The sequence below is a fragment of the Streptomyces sp. NPDC028298 genome (assembly GCF_055565895.1).
The window spans coordinates 105,426-128,275 of record NZ_JBVHTL010000008.1 but is presented as its reverse complement, the minus strand read 5'-3'; the positions used below and the strand labels follow the sequence as shown (position 1 = coordinate 128,275).

The 22,850-nt window shown below is 71.1% G+C and carries 17 protein-coding genes; 7 read left to right on the top strand and 10 right to left on the bottom strand.

Annotation, left to right across the window (positions count from 1 at the left end):
• Nucleotides 1-142 precede the first annotated feature (142 nt).
• Entirely contained in the window at nucleotides 143-5,044 is a 4,902-nt protein-coding gene (locus ACZ4TO_RS31210; protein WP_468025966.1) for a DNA-binding protein, read from the bottom strand.
• On the bottom strand, nucleotides 5,041-5,907 hold the full coding sequence (locus ACZ4TO_RS31205; RefSeq protein ID WP_385041445.1) for a DUF4132 domain-containing protein: 867 nt from the start codon (nucleotides 5,905-5,907) through the stop codon (nucleotides 5,041-5,043). The genes ACZ4TO_RS31210 and ACZ4TO_RS31205 overlap by 4 nt, the downstream gene beginning before the upstream one ends.
• Before the next feature lie 182 nt (nucleotides 5,908-6,089).
• On the opposite strand from ACZ4TO_RS31205, the gene ACZ4TO_RS31200 reads away from it, so the two are divergent.
• Entirely contained in the window at nucleotides 6,090-6,896 is an 807-nt protein-coding gene (locus ACZ4TO_RS31200; RefSeq protein WP_468025965.1) for an inositol monophosphatase family protein, read from the top strand.
• A 131-nt stretch (nucleotides 6,897-7,027) separates the two neighbouring features.
• Entirely contained in the window at nucleotides 7,028-7,933 is a 906-nt protein-coding gene (locus tag ACZ4TO_RS31195) for an ABC transporter substrate-binding protein (RefSeq protein WP_468025964.1), read from the top strand.
• 84 nt (nucleotides 7,934-8,017) lie between these two features.
• On the opposite strand, the gene ACZ4TO_RS31190 is transcribed toward ACZ4TO_RS31195, so the two are convergent.
• From ACZ4TO_RS31190 to ACZ4TO_RS31180, 3 genes are all read right to left on the bottom strand, one after another.
• Nucleotides 8,018-9,673: a polysaccharide deacetylase family protein gene (locus ACZ4TO_RS31190; protein WP_468025963.1), complete on the bottom strand. Its 1,656-nt coding sequence runs from the start codon at nucleotides 9,671-9,673 to the stop codon at nucleotides 8,018-8,020.
• A 109-nt stretch (nucleotides 9,674-9,782) separates the two neighbouring features.
• Nucleotides 9,783-11,438, bottom strand: a complete 1,656-nt coding sequence (locus ACZ4TO_RS31185; protein ID WP_468025962.1) for a glycosyltransferase family 2 protein — start codon at nucleotides 11,436-11,438, stop codon at nucleotides 9,783-9,785.
• Entirely contained in the window at nucleotides 11,435-12,778 is a 1,344-nt protein-coding gene (locus tag ACZ4TO_RS31180; RefSeq protein WP_382778573.1) for a nucleotide sugar dehydrogenase, read from the bottom strand. Before ACZ4TO_RS31180 ends, ACZ4TO_RS31185 begins: the two co-directional genes overlap by 4 nt.
• A gap of 635 nt (nucleotides 12,779-13,413) precedes the next feature.
• On the opposite strand from ACZ4TO_RS31180, the gene ACZ4TO_RS31175 reads away from it, so the two are divergent.
• Both ACZ4TO_RS31175 and ACZ4TO_RS31170 read left to right on the top strand, forming a co-directional pair.
• Nucleotides 13,414-14,280, top strand: coding sequence for a LamG domain-containing protein (locus ACZ4TO_RS31175; protein WP_468025961.1), 867 nt, complete (start codon nucleotides 13,414-13,416; stop codon nucleotides 14,278-14,280).
• Between the two features lie 249 nt (nucleotides 14,281-14,529).
• Nucleotides 14,530-16,929 (top strand): beta-L-arabinofuranosidase domain-containing protein, encoded by a 2,400-nt coding sequence (locus ACZ4TO_RS31170; protein WP_468025960.1) that lies wholly within the window; start codon nucleotides 14,530-14,532, stop codon nucleotides 16,927-16,929.
• Between the two features lie 101 nt (nucleotides 16,930-17,030).
• Here ACZ4TO_RS31170 and ACZ4TO_RS31165 read toward each other — a convergent pair whose 3' ends face one another.
• On the bottom strand, nucleotides 17,031-17,537 hold the full coding sequence (locus ACZ4TO_RS31165; protein WP_468025959.1) for a DUF6584 family protein: 507 nt from the start codon (nucleotides 17,535-17,537) through the stop codon (nucleotides 17,031-17,033).
• An 81-nt stretch (nucleotides 17,538-17,618) separates the two neighbouring features.
• Here ACZ4TO_RS31165 and ACZ4TO_RS31160 point away from each other — a divergent pair, with 81 nt between their 5' ends.
• The gene (locus ACZ4TO_RS31160) at nucleotides 17,619-18,071 is read left to right on the top strand and encodes a GNAT family N-acetyltransferase (protein WP_468025958.1); all 453 of its coding nucleotides are present in this window, start codon (nucleotides 17,619-17,621) and stop codon (nucleotides 18,069-18,071) included.
• Here ACZ4TO_RS31160 and ACZ4TO_RS31155 read toward each other — a convergent pair.
• The gene (locus tag ACZ4TO_RS31155) at nucleotides 18,068-19,444 is read right to left on the bottom strand and encodes a serine hydrolase domain-containing protein (RefSeq protein WP_468025957.1); all 1,377 of its coding nucleotides are present in this window, start codon (nucleotides 19,442-19,444) and stop codon (nucleotides 18,068-18,070) included. The genes ACZ4TO_RS31160 and ACZ4TO_RS31155 overlap by 4 nt on opposite strands.
• A 103-nt stretch (nucleotides 19,445-19,547) precedes the next feature.
• Between ACZ4TO_RS31155 and ACZ4TO_RS31150 the strand changes: the two genes are divergently transcribed.
• The gene (locus ACZ4TO_RS31150) at nucleotides 19,548-20,243 is read left to right on the top strand and encodes a TetR/AcrR family transcriptional regulator (protein WP_468025956.1); all 696 of its coding nucleotides are present in this window, start codon (nucleotides 19,548-19,550) and stop codon (nucleotides 20,241-20,243) included.
• A gap of 116 nt (nucleotides 20,244-20,359) precedes the next feature.
• Here the strand turns inward: ACZ4TO_RS31150 and ACZ4TO_RS31145 are convergent, their stop codons facing one another.
• The 3 genes from ACZ4TO_RS31145 to ACZ4TO_RS31135 all read right to left on the bottom strand — a co-directional run bounded on the left by ACZ4TO_RS31145 (nucleotide 20,360) and on the right by ACZ4TO_RS31135 (nucleotide 22,418).
• Nucleotides 20,360-20,989, bottom strand: coding sequence for a hypothetical protein (locus ACZ4TO_RS31145; protein WP_468025955.1), 630 nt, complete (start codon nucleotides 20,987-20,989; stop codon nucleotides 20,360-20,362).
• A gap of 185 nt (nucleotides 20,990-21,174) precedes the next feature.
• Nucleotides 21,175-21,696, bottom strand: a complete 522-nt coding sequence (locus ACZ4TO_RS31140) for a hypothetical protein (protein WP_468025954.1) — start codon at nucleotides 21,694-21,696, stop codon at nucleotides 21,175-21,177.
• Nucleotides 21,697-21,725: 29 nt separating this feature from the next.
• The gene (locus ACZ4TO_RS31135; protein ID WP_468025953.1) at nucleotides 21,726-22,418 is read right to left on the bottom strand and encodes a VOC family protein; all 693 of its coding nucleotides are present in this window, start codon (nucleotides 22,416-22,418) and stop codon (nucleotides 21,726-21,728) included.
• Between the two features lie 191 nt (nucleotides 22,419-22,609).
• On the opposite strand from ACZ4TO_RS31135, the gene ACZ4TO_RS31130 reads away from it, so the two are divergent.
• The gene (locus ACZ4TO_RS31130) at nucleotides 22,610-22,831 is read left to right on the top strand and encodes a DUF7489 domain-containing protein (RefSeq protein WP_385041485.1); all 222 of its coding nucleotides are present in this window, start codon (nucleotides 22,610-22,612) and stop codon (nucleotides 22,829-22,831) included.
• Nucleotides 22,832-22,850 lie beyond the last annotated feature (19 nt).

Below are 22,850 nucleotides of genomic sequence, written 5' to 3'. Positions count from 1 at the left end.
CGCGGGCGCCGGATGGTGGCGGGGCCCGTGCCTGAGGCCGCCGGAGCCCCGCCCCGTGCCGGCCCTGCCCGGGCCCCGGTGTCGGGTCGGCCCCGCCGGGGCCCAGGGGGCGGGTCGGTGCGGCCAGGGCCCCGGCGGTGGGTCAGCGGCGGCGGCCCGTCCGCAGCGCGAACTCCTCGAAGCGGGGCCCGTCGCCCTCCCGGACCCGCTGCCAGGCCCTTCGGTACAGGTCCGCGACGGGTTCGGTCGGCACGATCACGGCGAGCAGGGCCTCCTCCTGCCACAGCAGGTCGTTGTACAGCGGCCGCTTCCACTGCTCCAGCGGAACGCGTGGAGCCTTCGGCACCACCCAGCCGCCGGGAAGGAACAGCGAGCGTCCGGCCCGGGTGCGACTGGCCTCCACCACCAGGTCGGTGGCGGCCAGTTCGGCGCGGGCCGCCTTGAGCCGGGCGGGCTTCCACCCCGTCCAGCGGGCCGTCATCCGGTCCGTCGGGTCGGGCAGGGCGAGCAGCATCAGGTATAGCGCGGCGGCGTCCTCACCGAGGTCGTACTCCTTGGCGGTCTCGGTCACCAGATCCGGCACCGATCGGGTCGGGTCCTGGGGCCACCAGGTGCCGTCCGCGGAATGCTCGCCAGCCTGCGGGTCGCCGGGATCGGCGAGCAGTGCCTCGAAGCCGGCCGAGCGGGCGAGGCGGAGGGCCACCTCCACCTGGTACGGGCGCTGGCCGTCGACGCGCAGCGCGGGCAGGTACGGGTCCTGGCCCGCCTCGTCGAGCAGGGAGACCCGCAGGGCGGGGGAGGGCTGGTCATCGTGCGTGGCGAGGACGACGGCGCCGTAGCGCTCGTAACCCTTGCCGACCTCGGTCGGTGCGCCCGCCGTCTTCCGGAAGGCGGTGAGGCTGACGTACTGGTTGAGGTCGAGCATCAGCCCGGGGTGGGACAGCCGGTCGCGGACGACGTCGAGCGCGGCGGGCAGCGCGGCGCGGATCGGATCGCCGGCGGGCAGCCGGTGGGCGAGCCAGGCGGCGAGTCCGACGAAGCCCGTCAGTACCGGCCCGCCGAATCCGGCCCCGTCCTGGTCGACGCACTTGACCCGGTCACCGTCGACCGCCCACTCCAGGTCACGGGTGAGCCGGGGCTCACCGGCCGGGTCCAGCAGCGCGGGCAGTGCCTGGCGGACGTTCCACTGGCCGTGCTTGAAGGCGCGGATCGCGTCAGCGAGCAACTCCTCGGGCACGGCGGCCCGTCGGCCCACCCTGGCGTTCCAGACCTCGGCCGCGGCGGCCCAGTCCGGGCCCTCGGTCCACAGGCGGGCCGGCTCGGCGGGCAGCAGCGCGGCCACGACCGCGGCACGGATCACCGGATCCACCTGGTGCAGCTCCTCCTTGGCGACGGCCGCCGCGGCGGCCTTCACCCCGATGGCCGCGCACGCCTGCGCGGTCAGGAACGACCGTTCGTAGACGTCGACCTGGGGCAGACCGGCCACGATCAGCCGGGCCATGGTGTCGGTGACGCCCGTCAGCCGCGCGAACTCCTCGGCCGCCCGCGGGAACCAGGGCGCCGGACCCCGCGCGGACAGCTCCGCGAGGAACGCGCCGAGGCGGCCCGCGTACGGGTCCACGCCCAGCGGGGCCGACTTGTGGAGCTCGTAGGGCTCCGGAGTCTCGAAGCGGCCGGCGGGATCGTGGAAGAAGCCGGTGAAGACGCAGCCGTCCTCGCCCTGCGACACACGTCCCACCACGGCGATGAAGGAACCGCCGCCGAGCGGCAGCAGTCCGTTCCAGGCGCCCTCGCGCCACTCGCCCGACGGGGTGCGCAGCACGCCCGCCCCCAGGCGCAGTTCCACGGCCCGCCAGTGCGAGGACTCGGCGGTCGTGGCCAGGTCCAGGGCGTCGACCTCGGCGAGCAGCGCCCGCAGGGCCGCACGGTGGTCGTCGGGGGTGGTGAGGGCCGCCGTGCGGAAGGCGAGGGCGGGCACGCGGTCGAGCAGGGTCTCCAGATGCGGCTGGCCGACGGGGATCCGTCGTCCGTCGAGGTGGAGGAGCCCCGCCGGTGCCTCGGTGGCGGGAGTGCCGGAGAGCCCGGCCGCCCGCTTCATCTCGCGCAGGGCGCGGAAGACGGTGTCGGCCTCGTCGTCCCGGTTCCACCAGGAGCGGGTCGTTCCGCACAGGCCGTTCGCGGCGTCGAGGAGCACGGTGTCCGGCGGTCCGGCCGGGCCTTCCTCCTGCGGGCCGCCGTCGAGGGCGCGGGTGAGGCGGGCCGCCACCGCGTCCAGGACGGCCTGCTGACCGCCCGCGTGCCGGACGACCCCGGCGATCCCCGCGACCAGCGCGTCGTGGGTGACGGGGAGGCGGGAGCGGATCGCTTGGAGGAGGACGTCCTTGTCCTCGTCCCCCGCGGCGGACAGCAGGGCCGCCGCCGTGTCGCGGTCAACGTTCCGCAGTGCCGCGGAGCCCTCGGGGTCGCGCGCCGTCAGGCACTCCCAGTACTGCACCGGCGGCAGCAGCAGCGAGCCCTCGCCGAACGCTCCGGGCGCGCGGTCGGTCTTGGCCACGGAGGTGACGACGCCGTCCGCGTCCACGATGGCGAGGCTCCAGCTCTCGCGGACGATCGCCCGTGCCTCCTGCGAGCCGGGGAAGACCACCAGCGTCGAGGGCCGGCCGACGTCCGCGGGCAGGGTGACCGTGCGCCCGGCCAGATCCTGGGCACGCACGGAGCCGTCGGGCAGCGTCACCACGCGCAGGCCGACCAGACCGTCCACGGGCGCGGAGGCGGGCCGGGTGCCGGCGGTCGGTGACGGGCTCAGCCGGCCCCCTGCGAACGTGCTGCCCTCGGGGGCGTCCCGCAGGGAGTCGGTGAAGAAGGCGGGCCTGCTCGCGCGGCCGTGCTCACCCGTCGCCGGGTCGTACTCGTGCCAGTCGTGCGCGCCGCCGTCCGCGCACCACACCCAGTACGAGACGCCGTCGCAGAGCAGTTGCCGCTCCTCGGGCAGGGTGGTGTCCCCGGCGTGCAGGACGCCGCCGCCGGTCGTGCGGCCGCCGTCGGCCAACGGCAGGGTGATCGGCCCGTGGCCCTGGTACCAGTCCATCCGGGTGCCGCGGGTGTTCCGGGCGCCCTCCAGCGACACGAGGCGGTCGGGGCGCGGGTGCCAGTAGCCGCGCAGGCCCTCGGTGCGGTCGTTCCAGTAGACGAGAAGCTCTCCGTCCACGTGGTGGAAGCCCGGATCGCCCCAGGTGTCGTTCGCCGGGATCCGAAGGTCGTGGGTGAGCAGCGTGCCCTCGGCGCCGATGACCCGCGCCTGGGCGGCCCCGGCCACGACGAGGTGCGGCCAGGCGTCGGCGACGACCACGTCCTCCACGTCGGCCTTGGGGACGAGAGACGCGACCGCGTCCTCCCAGGCGGGCCAGCCGAGTTCGTCGAAGAGCCCCGCCCGCAGGGTGCGCGCCAGCACCGGCGCGAGGTCGGTGCCGGCGGCGGCCCGCACCTCGTCCTCGGCCAGGGCCAGCGCCTCGGCGGGCAGCCACTTCAGCCGGGCCAGCGCATCGGGCAGTTGCGGCAGGCCGACCGCGGTGAAGCGCCGTACGACCGTACGCACCCAGTCCGCGAGCAGGGGACCGCCGCCCGGAGAGGACGCGAGGAGGGCGATCGCCCGCAGTGACTGGTCGTCGTTGCCGAACCGGTCCGCGCCCCGCCGGAAGGCCCCGTGGAAGCGGTTGTCCGCGGCCACCGACAGCAGGTCGCGGCGGCCCTCGCCCAGGGACCACTGCGTCAGCAGCAGCGCGTCGCCCTTCCGCGGAGCGGCCACCGGGACGTCCAGCGACAGCAGCAGGTCGATCAGATCGAGATCGTGGACGACCCTCAACGAGGCGCCGGAGGCCGCGAGTTCGGCCCGCAGCCGGTCCGCCGTCCGTTCCACCAGCGGATACAGCTCGGCCATGCGACTGGAGTCGCGCCAGGACCGGGCCCGCCGGCGGTAGTTCAAGAACCGCTCCAGCCAGCCCGCGGCACCGTCCTGCGGCCGCTGCTCGTCGGGCAGGGAGGCGTCCCACAGTCCGGCGGTGGCTCCGGAGGCCTCCAGCAGCTCCAGCCACATCGCGGGCATGTCGCTGTCGTGAGCGGCGGGCATCAGATCGAGCAGGGTGCCCCGCGCCCGCGGCTCGCGCGCGGCCAGGGCGACCAGCGCCGTGCGGTGTCCCTTCCACCAGCCGGCCGCCGCGCGCAGCGTCGCCGGCAGGGTGAGGAGCTCGGACACGTACTCCTGCTCGGCGAGGTTCGCGTCCCGGCCGGCCGCGCGGGCCAGCTTGCGCAGGTCGTTGGCCATCTGCGCCGACGGCGGCAGCCCGCCCGCCGTCCGGCGCAGGCACAGCCGGGTGAAGCGCCGCAGCGCGTCCTCGGCCGGCACACGCGCCGCCAGCTCCCTCGCGTAGGCCGACAGGACCTTGACCGGGAGGGCCCCGGCGAGCGCGAACTCCAGGAACACGGCGTCCAGCCGCTCCTCCTGCACCGTCAGACCGTGCTCCGCCTCGGCCTTGCGGGCCCGGGTGAAGAGCTGGGCCGCGTAGGTCGCGTTCTCCTCCGCGAGGAACACGCGTCCGGCCTGTTCGTAGAAGGTCGGCAGGAAGTGCGGCACCGACGCGGCCAGCCGCTCCCCGAGTTCCACGAAGGCGTCCAGTGCGGCCTTCGGACGGGACTTGGCCTGGCGTCCGGCCCGCTCCAGGTCCGGCACCACACGCAGCGCGTGGTGACCGTCCTTCGGGTGGTGCACCAGCACCCATTCGGGAAAGCCCAGCGACTGGCGCGGCCCGAATCCGACGACGACGGGTTCGGCGTCCTGCTCCAGGCCGAGGAACCCGGCGGCCAGGTCCTCCGCGGCGCCCAGTTCGCCCGCGACCAGCCGGACCACCACCCGGTCGTCCAGGCCTGGGTGACGGTACGTCCGCGCCGTCAGCGGCACCCCCAGTTCGCCGGCCCCCTCCGTGCCGGGCGGCAGCACCGCGCCCGCCGTCAGCAGTTCCTCGTACGACACCTGCGTCCCCCCGCTCATGCGTTCTTGCCCTCCTCGATGACGCGGCCCGCGTACAGCGCCGCGGCCATGCGCATCCCCTCCGACCAGGCGACCGGTCCCACCTCGCCCAGCGGCAGGGCGCGGCCGTCCTGGTCCCGCCAGGTGAGCGCCCCGGTCTCGACCTCGCTGTCCCAGTACGGCTCCCCGATCCAGACCGAGGATTCGAGGCCGCGTCCGCCGTCCCGCACGCGGGCGGTCGCGTATCCGCCGGACACGCGGTAGCCGAGCGAACTCGCCCGGGCGGCGAGCGCGAAGCGGGAGCGGAACGAGCCCCCGGCGAAGTCCCTCACCTCGGTGGCCTTGGCGCGCAGGTCCCCGGGCTGCCGCCAGGTGGCCCGGTGGATCTGCTCGACGCGCTGGACGATGCCGAGTTCGGCCGCGAACTCGCGCAGATCGTCAAGGTCCGGGAGGAGCACGGGGTGCGGCAGGGTGACCGTGCGCGGGGCCATCCGGACAGTCTCGCCGTCCAGGTTCACCAGCATCAGTTCGCCGGCGTCGGTGGCGCCGCGCAGGAAGCCCACGTCGTCGGGGTCGTCGCCGACCACCACCAGATCGCGCAGCGCGGACTGCCAGGCCTCGTCCGGCCACACCCGGGCCAGCAGGCCGGTGGGCACGGGCAGCGACGACACCATCCAGGCGTCGACCTGTGCCCCACACGCCGTGGCGTGGCGGTCCAGCCACTCGGCGAAGCGCCGCAGCCGGTCCACCTCCGGGTGGTCCTTCAGCGCGCGCGGGAGCGATTTGAGCTGCCGCCCCGCCGACCGGCCCGAGGTGGCACGCGCCGCCACCCGCCCCTCCACAAGGGCGACTTCATACCCGTCACCCGCTGACACCCACCCCACGAGCCACAGCCTTCCGCGTCAAGAACACCGGATCAGAGCACAGTTCACCCAGGTCAGTGCGTCCCGGGCGGAGTGCGACTATGCAGCGAACGCTAGCGTCGGCCACTGACAATCGGCCCCGCGGGCCCACAGATCCCGGCGGCCGCACCCGACCCGCGCCCCCCGCCGATATCGTGCCGGAGGTGAGCGACTCGTATGCGGGACTTGACGATGCCGCGGTCGCGACCGTCGCGGCCGGCGCCGGGGCGGACGTGGTGCGGGCCCTGTACGGGCGGCGTCTCACGCGCATCGACAAGGGCGGCGGAGACTTCGCGACCACCGCCGATGTGGAGGCCGAGAAGAGGATCCTCGACATTCTTCGGGAGGCCCGGCCCGATGACGCCGTGCTCGGTGAGGAGAGCGGGCCGCAGGGTGCCGCGGGAGCCGAGCGCCAGTGGCTGGTGGACCCGCTGTGCGGCACGCTGAACTACGCGGTCGGCACCCTGCTGGTGGCCGTCAACGTGGCGCTGCGCGGCGGTGCCGCGGCGGTGGCCGACCCGTTCGGCGGCGAGATCTACTTCACCGACGGTGAGACCGCGTGCGTGCGCCGCGACGGTGCCGATGCCCGGCTGGTGCCCTCGTCCGCCACCGGGCTCGTGGACGTCAACCTGGACCCGCCGTTCCCGGGCGCGCCCGGATTCCGCGCCGTGGACCTGCTGGCCCGGCCCGAGTTCGTGGAACGCTTCCGGCCCCGGGTCGGATCCACCACGCTGGCCCTGGCCTGGGTCGCCGCCGGCAAGCGCGCCGCGTACGTGACGGACGGCGGCGATCTGTCCGGGAGCGTGCACTTCGCGGCCGGCATCGCCCTGTGCAGGGCGGCGGGCTGCGTCGTCACTGGGATCGACGGTGGCCCGATCGGGCCGTCGGGCCGGGGACTCGTGGTGGCCGCCGACGCCGGGACCCACCGCCTGCTCATGTCGATGATCGGAGAGCCACGGCCGCATGCGTGAACGACACCCCGGAACGACCTCAGGACGTTGACATGAAAAGTGACGAAATGACCTAATGAGAGGTGATGATCACTTACGGGTGTGACGTGCCGGTTCGCGGCCCGGCAGGGCGCCCGAGAGGAGCTGTCCGGATGAGGAAACGCCTCGCCGCGCTCGGGGCGATGACCGTCGCCGCCCTGGCCCTGACCGGTTGCGGCGACGACGCCCCGAAGAAGGCCTCGCCCTCCGCGTCCGGCACGGCCGAGGCGCCGTTGCACGACGAACTTCCGGAGTCGGTGAAGCGGTCCGGGGTCGTCAGGGTCGGCTCGGACATGCTCTATCCACCGATGGAGTTCGTGCGGAACGGCCGGCCGACCGGCGTCGATCCCGACCTGGCCGCCGTCCTGGGAAGGCAACTGGGCGTGCGGTTCCAGTTCGTCAACGGCGCGCTCGACACCCTGCTCACCGGCCTGCGGGCCAGGCACTACGACGTGGTCATGTCCGCGATGACCGACACCAAGGACCGTCAGGAGGGGCTGGACCCCGCCACCGGGGAGAAGATCGGCGAGGACATCGACTTCGTCGACTACTTCGAGGCCGGTTCGTCGATCATGGTGAAGAAGGGCAACCCCGAGGACGTCAAGACACTGGCCGATCTCTGCGGCAAGAAGGTGGCCGTCCAGAGCGGCAGCACCACGTACGACCTGCTCCAGTCCCAGAGGTGCGACGAACCGATGGACATCGAGGCCTACGACACCCATGACGAGGCACAGGCCCGCCTCAAGAGCGGCGCCGTGGCGGCCGACGTCGCCGACTTCCCGGTGGTCGCCTACGCGGTGAAGACGGCGGGCGGCGGCAAGGACTTCGAGATGGCCGGCGAACAGATCGGCGCCGGCCCGTACGGCATCGCGGTGCTCAGCTCGAACACCCGGCTGCGGGACGCGATCCAGGCCGCCCTCGACGCCGCCATCCGGGACGGCTCCTACATGGAGGTCCTGAAGAGGTGGAACGTCAGCGAGGGCGTGGTGACCGACGCCACGATCAACAGCGGCACCTGAGAGGGCACCCGACACGGGGTGGGATCGTCCGTCCCGGTCACACCGGAACGCGACGAACCCACCAAGTGCCGTACGGCCGCCGGGTCATCCGTGGCGCGACGCGCCCTCGAGCGGTGAGACGTCGAGCGACTTGAAGACCGGCCACTGGTTCCCGGCCCGGTTGATACCGGACCGGATGGTGACGCCGCCGGAGAGCTGATCGGACGGCTGGTCCGACACATGGCTCAGTTTCACCCCGCCGTCGACGTACGCCGTGGTGGTGTTGCGCCCGACCTTGACCGTCACGGTGTGATCGGACTTCGGGTCCAGCGGTCCTGATGCCACCTTGTAGCCGTTGACCAGCAGGGTCGCCCGGTTCCTGGTGATCACCACGGTCACCGGCTCCTTGCTGTTGGTCCGGACCCCCAGCGCGGCCTGGTTGGTGCCGTTGCCCAGCGACCCGAGCAGCGCGGTGGCGCTGTAGTCCGTCCAGTCCACGCTGCTGTTCGGCCGGTAGTCCGCCTTGGCGTACCGGGGCGTCCGCGCCGACGCGGGCGCCTTGCCGAGGAAGACGTCGAAGCTCGTACGGGTCTGGCGTCCTCCCCAGTTCTCCGGCTCGGCCAGCGGCCGGTGCGCGTCGGCCGGGACCTGGACGTTCTTCGCGACGTCCGTGAGCATCTGGTCGGGAGTGGTCCGGGCGTAGACCTCGACACGCTGGACGAGCCCCGCCGTCGCGGACCGTCGGCTGGCCGTGAGCGGAACGCTCGAATGGTCCGTCATCACGAGCGGGAACAGTTCCTTGAGCAGATGCCTGGCCTGAGAGTCCGTCGAGTCGGCGTCCTGCTGACCGGGTCCGTCGGAGAAGGGGACGGCGAACATCGTCGGCGTCGGCATGCCGTGGCCGACGATGTCCTTGACGGAGCCGGCGAGATCGTGGAGCACCCGGGCGCGGTACTCGGCCGTGTTCTCCCGCCGTCCCTCGGCCTCCAGCCACAGGCGGTTCATCAGCGGTGCGCCGGTGTTGCCTGCGCCGTCCACCTGCTTGACGCTGTGCATGGCCCGAGTGTGGCTCTGGAAGTCCCATCGGCCCGACCGGTTCATCCGCTCGATCTCGCGCCAGGTGAGGTAGTAGGGGCGGTGCTTGTCCATCGACCCGGTGATCAGGAAGATCGTGCCGTGCATCTTGTGCCTGGCCAGGATGCGGTCGGCGTACTTCCACAGTCCGTCGGTGCCGTCGTCGAAGGTCAGCAGCACCGAACGCCGGGGCACCGGACCACCGTTCATGTAGGCGGTGAACTGCTTCGCGGTCAGCGTGCGGTAGCCGGCCTTCTCCAGGGCGGTGAGCTGGGCGTCGAACGCCTTCGGGGTGAGGGCGTACGGGCTCTTGCTGGTCTTGTTGACGTCGTGGAACGTCAATACGACGGGCGGAGCGTGGTCCGGCAGGCCTCCGCCCTGTCGCGTCCAGCCGGCCTTGTCCGCGGTCGTGACGGATGCCTGGGTCAGCGGGGCCTGAGGCGACATGTACTTGCGGCTGAGGTAGCGCTCGATGCCCGCGGCACCCGACGCCACCACCACGGAGAGCGTGAGGGCTCCGAGCAGGACGCGGACGGGCCACTGCGTCCAGCCCCGGCCCCACCCGTGACGGCGGCCACGACCGCGGTCGTGGGCCGCCGTGTCGGCGTAGTGACCACGGAAGCAGGGTTCCGGACCGTTGCCGTGGTCGTGCACGACGACGGTGGCGGGCTCGCGCCACGGAGCCATCAGAGCACGCTCCCTCGCGACAGGACGATCAGATAGATGCCGGTGACGACCACGATGGCGACGACATCGGTGATGACGCGGACGGACTTGCGCCGCAGGAAGTTCCTCATCACCGAGTCCTCGACCAGACACCGCGACGGATGGTCGCGAGGGAGTAGGGCAGCAGCCAGGACAGCAGCAGCGCCGACAGCAGACTCATCAGCGGCCGGTAGCGCCAGCGGGCGTCACCGGGGTTGTCGATCTTGAAGGCCAGACCCCAGATGCTGCCCTTGAGCACGACGCCGCACAGATAGAGCACGCTCACGAAGATCCCGCCCTGCAGGGGGGACAGGATCATGTGGCGGACCGCCATGAACGGCGCGGCCATCACCCACAGCACATGTCCGTAGTACAGACAGGACGGGCCGACACCGCGCCGCCACATGAAGGTGCCGGTGAAGCAGGTGTTGCGGATGAAGCTCTTCTTCCAGCGGATCTGCTGCTTCATGAACGGCCGGAAATGCTCGGGCACGTTGGTCCACACCTTGGCCGACTGGACGTAGCCGATACGCCACTTGCGCTCGGGATAGTCCTGCGCGGTGACGAACGGGGAGTCGGCGTACTGCTTCTTCAGCTTCTTGCCGACCCACAGTTGCCCCAGCACGTAGCCGGTGAGCTGACGGTCGGTCGCGAACCGGAAGGGGGCGCCCAGGAAGCGGTCGCCCGCCCAGGCGGGGAAGTAGTTGTACACCGCGTCCCGGCGGAAGACCGCCAGCGGACCGGAGACGCACGTGACCGATCCGAAGACCGACTCCGCCGCCTTGGCCACCCGGAACTGGCCCTCGTACCAGACGTCCTGAGCCCGGGTGAAGAGCGTCTCGTCGACGTTCAGCGCCCGGCAGTGGCCGCTGACCGCGCCCAGTTCGGGGTGGTCGACCAGCGCCTGGACACACTTGCGCAGGGCGTCGGGCGCCAGGACGCAGTCGGAGTCCGTGAACGCCAGCACGTCGCCGGTCGCGATGCTCGCGCCCCGGACCAGGGCGTGCTTCTTGCCCAGGTTCTTCTCCAGCTTGAGCAGGGTGATGCCCAGCTCCTCCGCGAGCCCGTCGAGGATCTCCCGTGTCCCGTCCTCGGAGAGATCGTCGATCACGATGATCTCCAGGTCGGGATAGTCGCCGGCCGCCATCGAGCGCACACAGCTCTCGATGTACTCGAACTCGTCCTTGACCGCGAGGAGGAAGGACACCTTCGGCACGGCCGGCAGGGACGGGAACGACGCGAGGTCCTTGGGGCGCCTGCGGAGCGTACGGACCGACGGGTCGTCGTAGCGGCTGTACGCGATCTGCAGCATGGCGATGGTGCCGACCAGCACCGTGATGCCGTAGCCGATGACGAGCGGCTTCTCCGGCACGAGCGGGAACTCGCGGGCCAGGATCAGCCCCAGCGGCAGCAGGCAGAACATCGCCAGCACCCGGCGCACGGCGAAGCGCACATCGGTCTGCATCCGGTTCGTCCAGCGGGTCAGCGGGCCCGGCGGCCTGCCCACGACGGCGGACGAGCGGACCTGCGGCAGCGGCACGGAAGCCCGGGGACGCGGGTTCGGCAGGATCAGTCCGCACGAGGCGGTGGCCACGGGAAGGGTCGCGCCCTCGGGGCCGACCGACATGTCACGGGACTCGGCCGCGGTCGCCTGATCTGGCACGCGGCCTCGCGGCGCCCCGGGCAGCGCGGCCCCGGGCGCGGCGAGGGCCGCGTCCTCGGCTCCCGGCGGGTGCAGGTCGCTCACAGGGTTTCCCGGGCGTCCACGGAGTCCAGCCGGTACGTCGCGTCCAGGACGTCGTTCCGGTCGTTCAGCCAGGCGAGGTCGGCGCCCGGGTGCACGGTGTGCACCAGCACCAGGTCCCACGCGTGGTCCTCGGGCACGAGAACGCTCTCCTGTATCCCGCCGGCCACCCGCGCGGCACGCACCATCGAGTCGGTGAAGCGGACCTGGGCGCCCTCGTGGACCAGCTCGTCGAAGATCTCCAGCGCGGGCGATTCCCGCAGGTCCTCGACACCCGGCTTGTACGCCATGCCGACGATCAGGATCCGGGCGCCGGTGAGCGGCTTGCCGCGCTCACCCAGTGCCTCGCGCACCCGGCGCACGACCTGGCGCGGCCGGCCGGCGATCGCGTTCATGGCGGCTTCGACCAGCGGGGAGGTGCTGCGCTCGGCGCGGAGCTGCCAGAGCAGGTAGTGCGGGTCGCACGGGATGCAGTGCCCGCCGACCCCGGGGCCGGGGTAGAAGGGCATGAACCCGAACGGCTTGGTCGCGGCGGCCTCGATGACGGGGATCGGGTCCAGGCCGAGGACACGGCAGTTGTCGGCGAACTCGTTCGCGAGCGCGATGTTGACCGCGCGGAACGTGTTCTCCCACAGCTTGGTCATCTCGGCCGCCTCGGGCGAGGGCAGCACGTACACGGAGGAAGCCGTGCGCGAGAGTACGGAGATGGCCCGGTCGATGGTCTCCTCGCCGGCGCCGCCGACCACGCGCGGGGTGGTGTCCTGGGTGTGATGGGCGTTGCCGGGGTCGATCCGCTCCGGCGAGAAGGCCACGAAGATGTCCTCGCCGACGGTGAAGCCGCGCTCGGTCAGCGGCTCGGTGAGCAGGTCACGGGTGGTGCCGACGTAGGTGGTCGAGGTCAGCATCAGCAACTGGCCGGGGACGGCGTGCTCGACGACGGTGGCCGCGGCGGCGGTCAGTGCGCGCAGGTCGGGGGCGAGGTGCCGGTCCACCGGGGTCGGTACGCACACCAGGACGGTGCGGGCGTCGGCGAGTGCCGCGGGGTCGTCGGTGAGGGTGAAGCGCGGGTCGCCGTTGAACTCCTTCAGGCGCTCCAGGTCGCTGGGCAGGAGGTCGACGTCGACGCCCCGGATGGCCTCCAGCCGTTCGGTGCTCGCGTCGATGCCGATCACCTCGGTGCCCGCGGCCAGCAGGCCGAGCGCCGTCGGCAGACCGACGTAGCCGAGGCCCACGACCGCCACGGCCCCCACCTCCGGTGCGTCCAGGGCGGCGTGACCGCTGAGGGTCTCGAAAGCGGCGCCGAGGTGCAGTCCTTGAGGGGTGGGGAGGGTGTTCGTGGGCATGGTGAACGCTCCAGAGGTGACTCTCGGGGATGCACACCGACTGGCGCGCACGTAGTGCCGCGGCGGGGACCTGTAGTCCTGCTCGGCCAATGTTCTGTGACGCTTCAACCATCCCAATTGTCCATATTCTGGTCAAACGCTGGAAAAGTTACTAGATGTGCTATCTCGCGGCTCTTACGGAATTGTTATCCACCCTCCGAGCAGGCGCTTTACCTCGACTTTGAGGTTCGGTGGAGTCGTTTCACGGGCGGGTCGGTGTGATGTAGCAGTCAGTTTCACCACCGCAGGGAGTGGCGTGCGTCACTTTGCCGCTTATGCGCGGTCTTCGGCCTCTCGTCGGGAATGCCAGGATTTTCGCTCTCGGTCGGCGAGGCGATATGTGGAAGAATGGCGGTATTCGCGGAGCCGTATTCCGTGGATGAGGCGCAGCGCCGGTGAACGGCGACCGGGCGCCGGATCAGGCGAGTGGTCTTCACCCTCGCGAAGTGCCGTGCCCGCCGTCCGGGCCGGCTGTGAACGCGGAACAAGCAGGAAATCCCCATGACTTGTGGCCCAAGGGCAGTACCTCGCCGCCAACTCGCTTTCGCAGAGATGGTGTTGCGGCATTCTTCCGTCGAGCGACGGACCCATCCGTGATGACGCGAAGACGACGCACGGCGTGCCTGCTGACAGGCCTGGTCGCCGTCGCCGCGACGACCCAGACGGCGTGCGGCGCCGGAACCCCGTCCACCCGTCCGCCCGCTTCGTACGACGACGCGGTACGAGCCGACTCCCCGGCCTTCTATCTGTCGCTCGGCGCCGGGAAAGGGGCCCGCGAGTCCGGAGCCGCCCTCGAGCCCGCGTACCACCACGCGCCCGGCGTCACCTCCATGCCCAACGGAGACAGGGCCTCCCTGTTCGACGGAACCTCCCAGTACGTGGAGATCCCGGACGACGACCGGCTCTCCGTCACCACGACCGGTGAACTGACCGTGGAGGCCTGGATCCGGCCCGACACGCTGACGTTCACCAGGACGGCGGGCGCCGGGTACGTCAACTGGCTCGGCAAGGTGTCGAGTTCGGATGCCCGGACCGAGTGGCTGGCCCGTATGTACTCGCGGGACAACACCGAAGCCCGTGCCAACCGCATCAGTGGATACGTCTTCAACCGGGGCGGCGGACTCGGCGCCGGCTCGTACTTCGAGGACCGGGTCAGCCCCGGCCGGTGGATCCACTACGCGCTGGTCGTCAACACCCGTGAGAAGAGCCGCGCCTACCCGACGGGATACGTCAAGGTCTACAAGGACGGGGTGCTCCGCGACCAGGACGCCCTCGACGAGTACGACATCACCCCGAGCAACACCGACGCCCCGATGCGGATCGGCACCGCCGGCACCAAGTCCTACTTCAAGGGTGCGATCGGCAAGGTGGCCGTGTACGACTCCGAGGTGCCCCAGTCCCGGCTCGCCGCCCACCATCGGGCCATGAAGGCGCATCCCCGGGAATCGGCCGTCGGAGCCTGACGGAGCCTGACGGAGCCTGACGGAGCCTGACGGAGCCTGACGGAGCCTGACGGAGCCTGACGGAGCCTGACGGACCCCGACGGCCTCTGGCGGGGCCTTCGGTCGAGCGGTCCGGGATCGTCCGTGACGACGCCTGGACAGCCGGACCCCGGCGTGCTGTCATGTCCGCGGCGCAATTTCCAACGTTGTAGAAGTCGGACAACGTTGTCGCACTGCGAGCGGACCCCTTTCGGAAGGCAGGTCACCTGCATGTCAGTGAGCAGACGGAGAATCCTCGCCCTGGGCTCCGGCGCACTGGGCGCCGCGGCGCTCGGCGGCACGTACACGGGGGCCGCTGCCGCGGCGACCCGGCCGGCGGCGGGGACGGCGCCGGCCGACGCGTTCCAGAAGCTGCCGCCCGGAAGCGTGGTCGCCCGCGGGTGGCTCGCCGGCCAACTCCGGCTGCAGCTCGCCGGTTTGTGCGGCACGTACGAGAACGGCTCGCACTTCCTCGACTTCTCCGCGACCGGCTGGGTGCATCCCGAGCGCGACGCCTGGGAGGAGGTGCCGTACTGGCTGCGCGGCTACATCCCGCTGGCCATCGCCACCGGCGACCAGAACGCGCTGGCGCGATCACGCCAGTGGGTGGACGGGATCCTCGCGACCCAGCAGAGCGACGGCTTCTTCGGGCCCCGCGGCTTACGTACGTCACTGAACGGAGGGCCCGACTTCTGGCCCTTCCTGCCGCTCCTGCAAGCGCTGCGGACGCACGAGGAGTACACCCACGACCAGCGGATCGTGCCGTTCCTCGTCCGTTTCCTCCGCTACATGAACGCCCAGGGTCCGGGCGCCTTCAACACGAGCTGGGTGTCCTACCGTTGGGGCGACGGCCTCGACATCGCCGTATGGCTCCACCGCCGGACCGGCGAGGCCTTCCTGCTCGATCTCGCCGCGAAGATGCACGGTCACGGCGCCGACTGGACCGGCGCCACCCCGAGCCGGCACAACGTGAACATCGCCCAGGGCTTCCGGGAGCCCGCCCAGTACGGGCATCTGACCGGCTCCGCCGACCTCGTAGGGGCCACGTACCGGGCCTACGACACCGTGATGGGTGCCTACGGGCGGTTCCCCGGCGGCGGGTTGGCCGGGGACGAGAACTACCGGCCCGGATTCGCCGACCCGCGGCAGGGCTTCGAGACCTGCGGCATCGTCGAATTCATGGCCAGCCACGAGCTGTTGACCAGGATCACCGGGGACCCGGTCTGGGCGGACCGCTGTGAGGACCTGGCCTTCAACATGCTCCCGGCCTCCCTCGATCCCGACGGCAGGTCCGTCCACTACATCACCAGCGCCAACAGCGTCGACCTCGACAACCGGCCCAAGACCCAGGGGCAGTTCCAGAACGGCTTCGCCATGCAGGCCTTCCAGGCCGGCGTCGACCAGTACCGCTGCTGCCCCCACAACTACGGCATGGGCTGGCCCTACTTCACCGAGGAGCTCTGGCTCGCCGGTGCCGACGGCGGCCTGGTCGCCGCGCTCTACGCCCCGAGCCGGGTCAAGGCCACGGTCGCCGGCGGAACGACGGTCACCGTCACCGAGGAGACGGGATACCCCTTCCAGGACACGATCACCCTCACGCTCTCCACACCCCGTCCGGTGCGCTTCCCCCTGCAACTGCGCGTGCCCGGCTGGTGCACAGGGCCCCAACTGCAGGTCAACGGAACGGCGGTCACCGCCTCGGACGGCCCGTCCTGGGCACGGATCGACCGCACCTGGCGCGACGGCGACACCGTGCGCCTGCGGTTGCCCCAGCAGGCCCGACTGCGTTCATGGCCGGGGCAGCACGGCGCGGTCAGCGTCGAACGAGGCCCCCTCACCTACTCGTTGAAGATCGGCGAACGCTACGACCGCTACGCGGGAGACGACGCGTTCCCCGCGTACGAGGTCCACGCGACCACGGGATGGAACTACGGCCTCCTGCCGGGGACCTCACTGACTCCGGCGGGGACCGGCACCGTCGTCCCGGACCAGCCCTTCACACCCGGCACCACGCCGGTGTCCCTCTCGGCGCAGGCCCGGAGGATCCCGGAGTGGATCGCCGACGACGAGCATGTCGTGGCGCCGCTGCAGGATTCCCCGGCCCGCAGCGACGCGCCGGTCGAGACGGTCACCCTCATCCCGATGGGGGCCGCGCGCCTTCGCATCACGTCCTTCCCCACGGCGGCTCCGGACGGCCGGCCCTGGACCCCGGAACCACCCTTCCGCCGACTCGCCAACAAGAACAGCGGCAAGGTCCTGGCCGTCGACGGCATGTCGACCGAGAACAGCGCACGCGTCGTGCAGTTCGACAACACCGGCACGGGCGACCACGCCTGGCAGCTCGTCGACCGGGGCGACGGATGGCATCTGATCCGCAACGGCAACAGCGGCAAGGTCCTCGGCGTCGACCACATGTCGATGGACAACAGCGCGATCGTCGTGCAGTTCGAGGACAACGGAACGGACGACCACCTGTGGACGCTCGTCGACAACGGCGACGGCTGGTACCGCATCCGGAACAAGAACAGCGGAAAGGTCCTGGGCGTCGACCGCATGTCCACCGCCAACAGCGCCCAGGTGGTCCAGTACGACGACAACGGCACGGCCGACCACCTGTGGCGCTTCCTGTGAGTGCCTGAGCCCGGCCCGGCGGCGGATCGGCGACGCTCTGTCCGGCCCGCCGCCGATCCGGCCCACGCCGCGCACGCCGCGCGGGTCAACGGCCGTTGGGTTCAGTCGAAGAGGGCCACCAGGCCGTTCACCCAGATCGCGAGGAACGCGACGACCGCCAGCAGACATCCGGCTCCCGCCAGGAAGTCGGTGAAGGGATGGTTCGCACTCTCGGCCTTCTTGCCGTCCGGCACGGTGTCCCATGCGACGGGATGCCCCATGGAGTCGGAGCACGCCACGCGCACGGCCTCCAACTGCCCTCTGGCGAAGGCCGTTGGGGCGAGCGACTCGGAACCTCTCCAGGCGAGCGCGCGCATGCGCCGCTCAGGGGTGTCGTACCTGGCCTCGAAGGCCGCCGTCTCGGCCGTGTCGCGATCCGATTCGAGATACATCCAGCGGCCCGCCTCCGCGGGCTCTCCGTACAGCCGGTAGGTCTCGGCAAGACGGCGTCGCAGCGTCAGGTCGTTCGGGAACGACGACACGAGCCCGCGCAGGCGCTGGCGCGCGACGGGGACCCGGCCCGCGGCCAGGTCCGCGTCGACGCGCGCCAGGGTGTCTCTCAGTGACATGCACCGATGATCGACTGCCGCGTCGACCGGCGTCGACTCCTTTTGGTGACCGGCGCGGAGCGTGTGCCAGGATCGTCGTTCATGGAGATCGACATAACTCCCGCCGGCGTGGCCGACTTCCACCGGATCCTGGCCGATCACGCCCGCTACTGGGGTGAGCGGGACCTTCGCTCGCTGCATCTTCTGGCGTTGGTGCAGGAGTTCGGGGCCACCTGCCTGGTCGCACGTGCCGAGGACGGGATCCGTGGCTACGCCTTCGGCTTCGTCACGCCCGACGGCACCGGTTACGCGCATCTCATCGCCACCCGGGACGACACCCGCGGCAGCGGTCTCGGGCGCCGTCTGTACGCGGCGTTCGCCGAAGCGGCCGAACTCCAGGGCGCGCGGCGGTTGAAGGCGATCACGTCGGTGGCGAACACCGGCTCGATCGCCTTCCACCGCAGCGTCGGCTTCGACGTGAGCATCGCCGAGGACTACAACGGCCCGGGTCGCCCCATGGCCGTCTTCCGGCGGGATCTGCCCCTCGCGTCCTAGGAGGCCACCGTGGCCCGGTTGAACAGCCGGCCCGCGATGTCGATGCCGGTGACCGCTCCGTGGGCGTCGCGGGAGAAGTAGCCGCGCTGGCCTTCGAGGCCGCCCTCGGTGACGACGTACTCGTCGCCGTCTCCGGGGAGGAAGCCGATGACCGCGGCCGGGTGGTCCGGGGGCATCTCCTCGTCGGATGCCGCGCGGATCTCCGGTTTGATCCCCACCGCCAGGGTGAGCCGGGCGCCGTCGACGGCGATGTCGAGGTTCATGGCGTCGATCTCGTAGCGGCCGACGACCTGTTGGGCCCTTCCCTCGTCGTACGGGAGCGGTCGCGCCGCCTTCTCGGTGACGCCGAGGTGGTGCTCGAGGGCCCACCGTACGACGGACTGGTTGAACGGGTGGCCGTCCGGACCGAGGTTGGCCAGCGAGACCACCGCGAAATCGCGCTCGGGCACGATGAGCAGTTCGGCGAACTGCCCGTTGCCCGAACCGCCGTGGCCGATCCCGCGGAGACCGTCGAGGTCGTGGAGGAACCAGCAGATGCCGAAGCCGTCGCCGAGGGTGCTGCCGCGGAGTTCCACCGTCCGCTCCCGCATGCGGTGCAGGTCGGCGGCGGGCAGCACACCCGCGCCGTCGCCGAGCTGGAAGCGGGCCCAGCGCAGCAGGTCGCCCACCGAGGAGGCGAGCCCGCCGCCGGGGTTGTCGCCGCGGGCGCCCTCCTTGAACGCGTTCCAGGGCCGGGCGGCGCGCAGTTCGCCGTCCTCGGCACGGTTGTAGCCCACGGCGAACTTGCGGACCATCGCCTCGGCCAGCCCGTACACGGTGTCCGTCAGGCCCACGGGCTCCAGGACGAGCGAGGCCATGGCCTGCTCGAACGGCTGCCCCGTGACCTTCTCAACGATCCGGCCCGCCAGGTTGTAACCGGCCTGGCTGTACGAGGCCCGGGTGCCGGGCGGCGCGATCATCGGGAGGCCGGGAAGCTTCGCCACCAGGCCGGCCAGTGAGCGGTCGCCCTTGCCGTCGTCGATCAGGTTCCAGTCCAGGCCCGCGGTGTGGTTCAGCAGGTTGAGGACGGTGATCCGCGCCGCCGCCTGCTCGTCGGCGAGCCGCAGTTCGGGGATGTAGTGCCGCACCGGTGCGTCCAGGTCCACCCTTCCCTCGGCGACCAGACGCATCAATGCGGTCGCGGTGAAGGTCTTGGAGACCGAGGCAACGGGGAACAGCGTATTCTCGTCCACCGGCGACGGGTCCGCGAGGCTGGTCACACCGTGCGAGACGTACGTCTCCCGGCCCCCGAAGAGGACCCCGACGGCGGCACCGGGGATGCCGAGCTCCGTGGCCCGCGACGCGACGAACTCCGACAGTTTCTCCTGCGACATGTCTCCCCCTCGACTCTTGAACTAAGTACAAGCAGGAGCGTAGAAGAAGACTTGAACAAAGTGCAAGGGATCCCATGAACTAAGTTCAAGTAAGGTGGCCGTCATGCCGCGAGACACGCTGACCGCAGACCGGATCGTTCGTGCCGCCATCGAGCTGCTCGACGACGAGGGGCTGGACGGCCTCAACATGCGCAGCCTCGCGCAACGGCTCGGCTCGGCCGCCACGGCCGTCTACTGGCACATCAAGAACAAGGACGACCTGGTCCGGCTCGCCAGCGACGCGGTCTGGGGCGAGGTCGAGGTGCCCGACCTGGACGCCCTGGACTGGCGCACGGCCGCGACCGCCCATGCCACGGGCGTGTACGCGATGCTGAACCGCCACCCCTGGCTCGTCCAGGCGTTCGGCAGTCATCTCCTCTACGGATCGGCCCAGGCCCGGCACAACGACTTCAGCCTGGCCGTCTACGAGAAGGCCGGCTTCGCCGCCGCGGACGCGGACCGGGCGGCCGCCGCGGCCCTCGCGTTCGTGCTCGGCAGCACCCTCGGCCCCGCCGCGCAGGTGTCGCTGAACCGCAGGCTGAACAAGAGCGGCGAGAACGCCGAGGAGTTGATGGCCGACGCCATGAGGCGCGCCACCGACACCGCCAGGCAATTCCCGCACCTACGGCAACGCCTGGACACCACGGCCGCCACGGAGTACGCCGGGGCCCCCGACCATTCCTTCACGTTCGGACTCCGGTCCCTGCTCGACGGGTTCGAGGCCCGCCTGGCGGCCGGGTCCGCGGGCGAGGCCCGCTGACCGCGTCCGGTCCTGCGGCGGGTTCGTCCTCGCCGACGCCCCCGAAGACGGTCGCCCTCACATGACGAGCGGGCGTTCCAGTCATCCGCTCCGACCTCGGGGGACTCGGCTTGGTGTTACAGCCCTCGCTTCTCGATGAGTGCTCGCTCTTCAGGGGTGGTGAGTCGGTTGAAGCAGGCCACGTCCGTGGCCATGACCGTCATGTGGCCGAGCGTGGGTGCTGCCAGATGCCGGGCGTAGAGGACCCACCCCTTCTTCTTGTACGAAGCCATGAAGTAGGTCGCGTCGCCTCCGACCGGTGCGTCCTGTGGCGGCGTGCTCTGCTTCCAGCCTCGCGCCACGAGGCCGGAGGCCATGGCCTTCATCTGCCGCCGCGCGCCGGCCGGATCGGCAGGGTTCGTGGAGCGGTCGCCCTTCTCGGTGGACGACCAGGAGACCACGCAAGGGGTCAGCCGGTCGGCGAGAGCGGCGGCCTTGTCTCCCTGTTCGGCGTTGGTGGGGGTATCGGCCCCCTTGGATGCGCCCTGCCCGGCCTCCACCTTGCCGCCCGTCAGCCCGGCTGCCGCGATGGCCGCTCGCAGGTCCCTGCGAACGTCCTTCTGGCCGAAGGGCGCCGATGCGGAAGGGGCGGGGGTGGTACTTGCCGCAGAGGCGGCAGCTCCGGCGCCCGCGCCGCATCCGGTGGCGAGAATCGCCACCACGGCGACGAGGGCCGTGTGGGTGGCGCTGATCGTGTTCGTACGCATGTGCACTTTCTCGGCGCGCGGACTGCTGGTCGCGCTGTGTTCGGCCTGGTCGGCCCGGTGGGTCGGATACTGGCGCCGAATCTTCGCACGACTGCTTCTCCGCTATGGAACGGGTCCCGGTCGCCGTATCGCCGGACGAGCCCGTGGCGCGGGGGCCGACGCCTCTGGGCCGACCTCCGCGAGCGTCACGCCGTGGGATCCACGTTCCAGGTCGCGGGCAGATCACCGCCGCAGAAGACACAGACGAAGTCGTCCTCGCGCACGATGTTGTGCTCCTGGCAGCCGGGACAGCGCCGGAACACCACTTCGTGGGTGAAGCCGGAAGGCCGCCCGAGTCCTAGGTCGTCCAGAGCGCGGGCGACCGCCTGCCAGGAGCTGATGTCCGGGCAGTACCCGGTGGACTGGTTGCTGACCTCGCTCACGGCCCACCTGTCAGCCTCGCGCACGAATCCGATCTCGCCGGCGCCCAGAACCCTGTCTCCGCCGGCACAGGCCACGTGCTCGCTTCGTCGCGGCGCCAGTCGCAGCGCACCGTCCATGTCGACCACGAAGGTGAAGGGTTCGGCCTGCTCCGGCCTCGGTCGCTCAGCGATCCACCTGTCGAAGTCGGCCGCCGAGCTGACGCGGAATCCGCGGCTCCCTGGCAGGACCGCGGCTTTCAGCTCGGCGGGTCCGACGTATCTGTAGCACCGGCCCCGCACGCTCACGGAAGTCTCCTGAGACTCGTCATACGATCTCAGCCGTCCCGACCCTGCCATGTGGTCACGCACGCTTCGTTGCCCTCCGCGTCGGCGAGGACCCAGAAGGCGGGGGCGCGGGTCGCGGACACCAGGTGGCCTCCGGCCGCCAGCGCGTTCTCGATCCGCTGAGATGCCTCGTCGTGCGGAACGCAGACGTCGAAGTGGATGCGATTGCGCTGGGGGCGTGGCTGGTCCATCTGCTGGAACCAGATCGCCGGGCCCTGCCCGACCGGGTCCACGAGCGCGTCCTCCGGTCCCGCGGCGCCCGCCTCGTCCGTATAGCCCAGCACCGCCTTCCAGAACGGCCGGATCCCGGCGATGTCCAGCGCGTCGATCGCGATCTCCAGGACCTGGACCGATCGCTGTGCCTCCGCTCCGATCTCGGGCTCTGTCAGAAGCCCGGACCTGTCGGCGGTGGCGGAGATCTGACGCGCGAGTTCGACATCCCGGGTGGTGACCGCCGCTCGGTCCGCCGACTGCAGGGTGAAGACGACCCGATCGGGGCGCACGTCGACCTGAAGGTGCCGGTCGGCGTCGTCGCCGCACGCGCCGACGGCGTCCGCCGCCAAGCCCACCGCCTGAGCCAACGATCCGACCCGGACCGACGTGCGCAAGGTGCCCAGCAAGAAGCGCCACCCGTGGTCCTGGACCGCCGTCGATGCTTCCTGCCGACTCAATGTCTGCTCCATGGGCGCATCCTCGCAGCCGCCACTGCCAGCAGCGCCTGCCGGTACACGGCGCGTCCGCCCGTTCGGTTCCCGGGGACTGTCGTCATGGCGCTGCTCGGGACATTTGTACGGCTTCCCGCACGACACCTGTACCGCGGTATGTGTGGCTCTTGACCCTGCACTACGCGCGTCGGCCTTCGTAGGCTTGGGGCATGTTCACATCTCACAAATCGGGACCGGACGACGCCTGGGAAGGCACCGTCGAGGACAAGTCGCGGGGCATGCTCGACGGCGCGAACATGTACCACTTCGTCAAGGTGAGGCGTGCGGACGGCCAGTCCGTCAAGGTGCGCGTCGACCGTAGGCTGTGGAAGTCGATCGCGGTCGGCGATCGCATCGTGAAGGAGCCGGGAAGCGGCCCGGTCAAGGCGTGACCGTCAGGGTGCCGGACCG

What these genes read in the sequence shown, in the direction of transcription:
- ACZ4TO_RS31190 (WP_468025963.1), bottom strand. Translation starts at nt 9,673, where the DNA reads ATGGCTCCGTGGCGCGAGCCCGCCACCGTCGTCGTGCACGACCACGGC.
- ACZ4TO_RS31135 (WP_468025953.1), bottom strand. Translation starts at nt 22,418, where the DNA reads ATGGAGCAGACATTGAGTCGGCAGGAAGCATCGACGGCGGTCCAGGAC.
- ACZ4TO_RS31170 (WP_468025960.1), top strand. Translation starts at nt 14,530, where the DNA reads ATGTCAGTGAGCAGACGGAGAATCCTCGCCCTGGGCTCCGGCGCACTG.
- ACZ4TO_RS31145 (WP_468025955.1), bottom strand. Translation starts at nt 20,989, where the DNA reads ATGCGTACGAACACGATCAGCGCCACCCACACGGCCCTCGTCGCCGTG.
- ACZ4TO_RS31195 (WP_468025964.1), top strand. Translation starts at nt 7,028, where the DNA reads ATGAGGAAACGCCTCGCCGCGCTCGGGGCGATGACCGTCGCCGCCCTG.
- ACZ4TO_RS31210 (WP_468025966.1), bottom strand. Translation starts at nt 5,044, where the DNA reads ATGAGCGGGGGGACGCAGGTGTCGTACGAGGAACTGCTGACGGCGGGC.
- ACZ4TO_RS31150 (WP_468025956.1), top strand. Translation starts at nt 19,548, where the DNA reads ATGCCGCGAGACACGCTGACCGCAGACCGGATCGTTCGTGCCGCCATC.
- ACZ4TO_RS31155 (WP_468025957.1), bottom strand. Translation starts at nt 19,444, where the DNA reads ATGTCGCAGGAGAAACTGTCGGAGTTCGTCGCGTCGCGGGCCACGGAG.
- ACZ4TO_RS31180 (WP_382778573.1), bottom strand. Translation starts at nt 12,778, where the DNA reads ATGCCCACGAACACCCTCCCCACCCCTCAAGGACTGCACCTCGGCGCC.
- ACZ4TO_RS31165 (WP_468025959.1), bottom strand. Translation starts at nt 17,537, where the DNA reads ATGTCACTGAGAGACACCCTGGCGCGCGTCGACGCGGACCTGGCCGCG.
- ACZ4TO_RS31130 (WP_385041485.1), top strand. Translation starts at nt 22,610, where the DNA reads ATGTTCACATCTCACAAATCGGGACCGGACGACGCCTGGGAAGGCACC.
- ACZ4TO_RS31160 (WP_468025958.1), top strand. Translation starts at nt 17,619, where the DNA reads ATGGAGATCGACATAACTCCCGCCGGCGTGGCCGACTTCCACCGGATC.
- ACZ4TO_RS31175 (WP_468025961.1), top strand. Translation starts at nt 13,414, where the DNA reads ATGACGCGAAGACGACGCACGGCGTGCCTGCTGACAGGCCTGGTCGCC.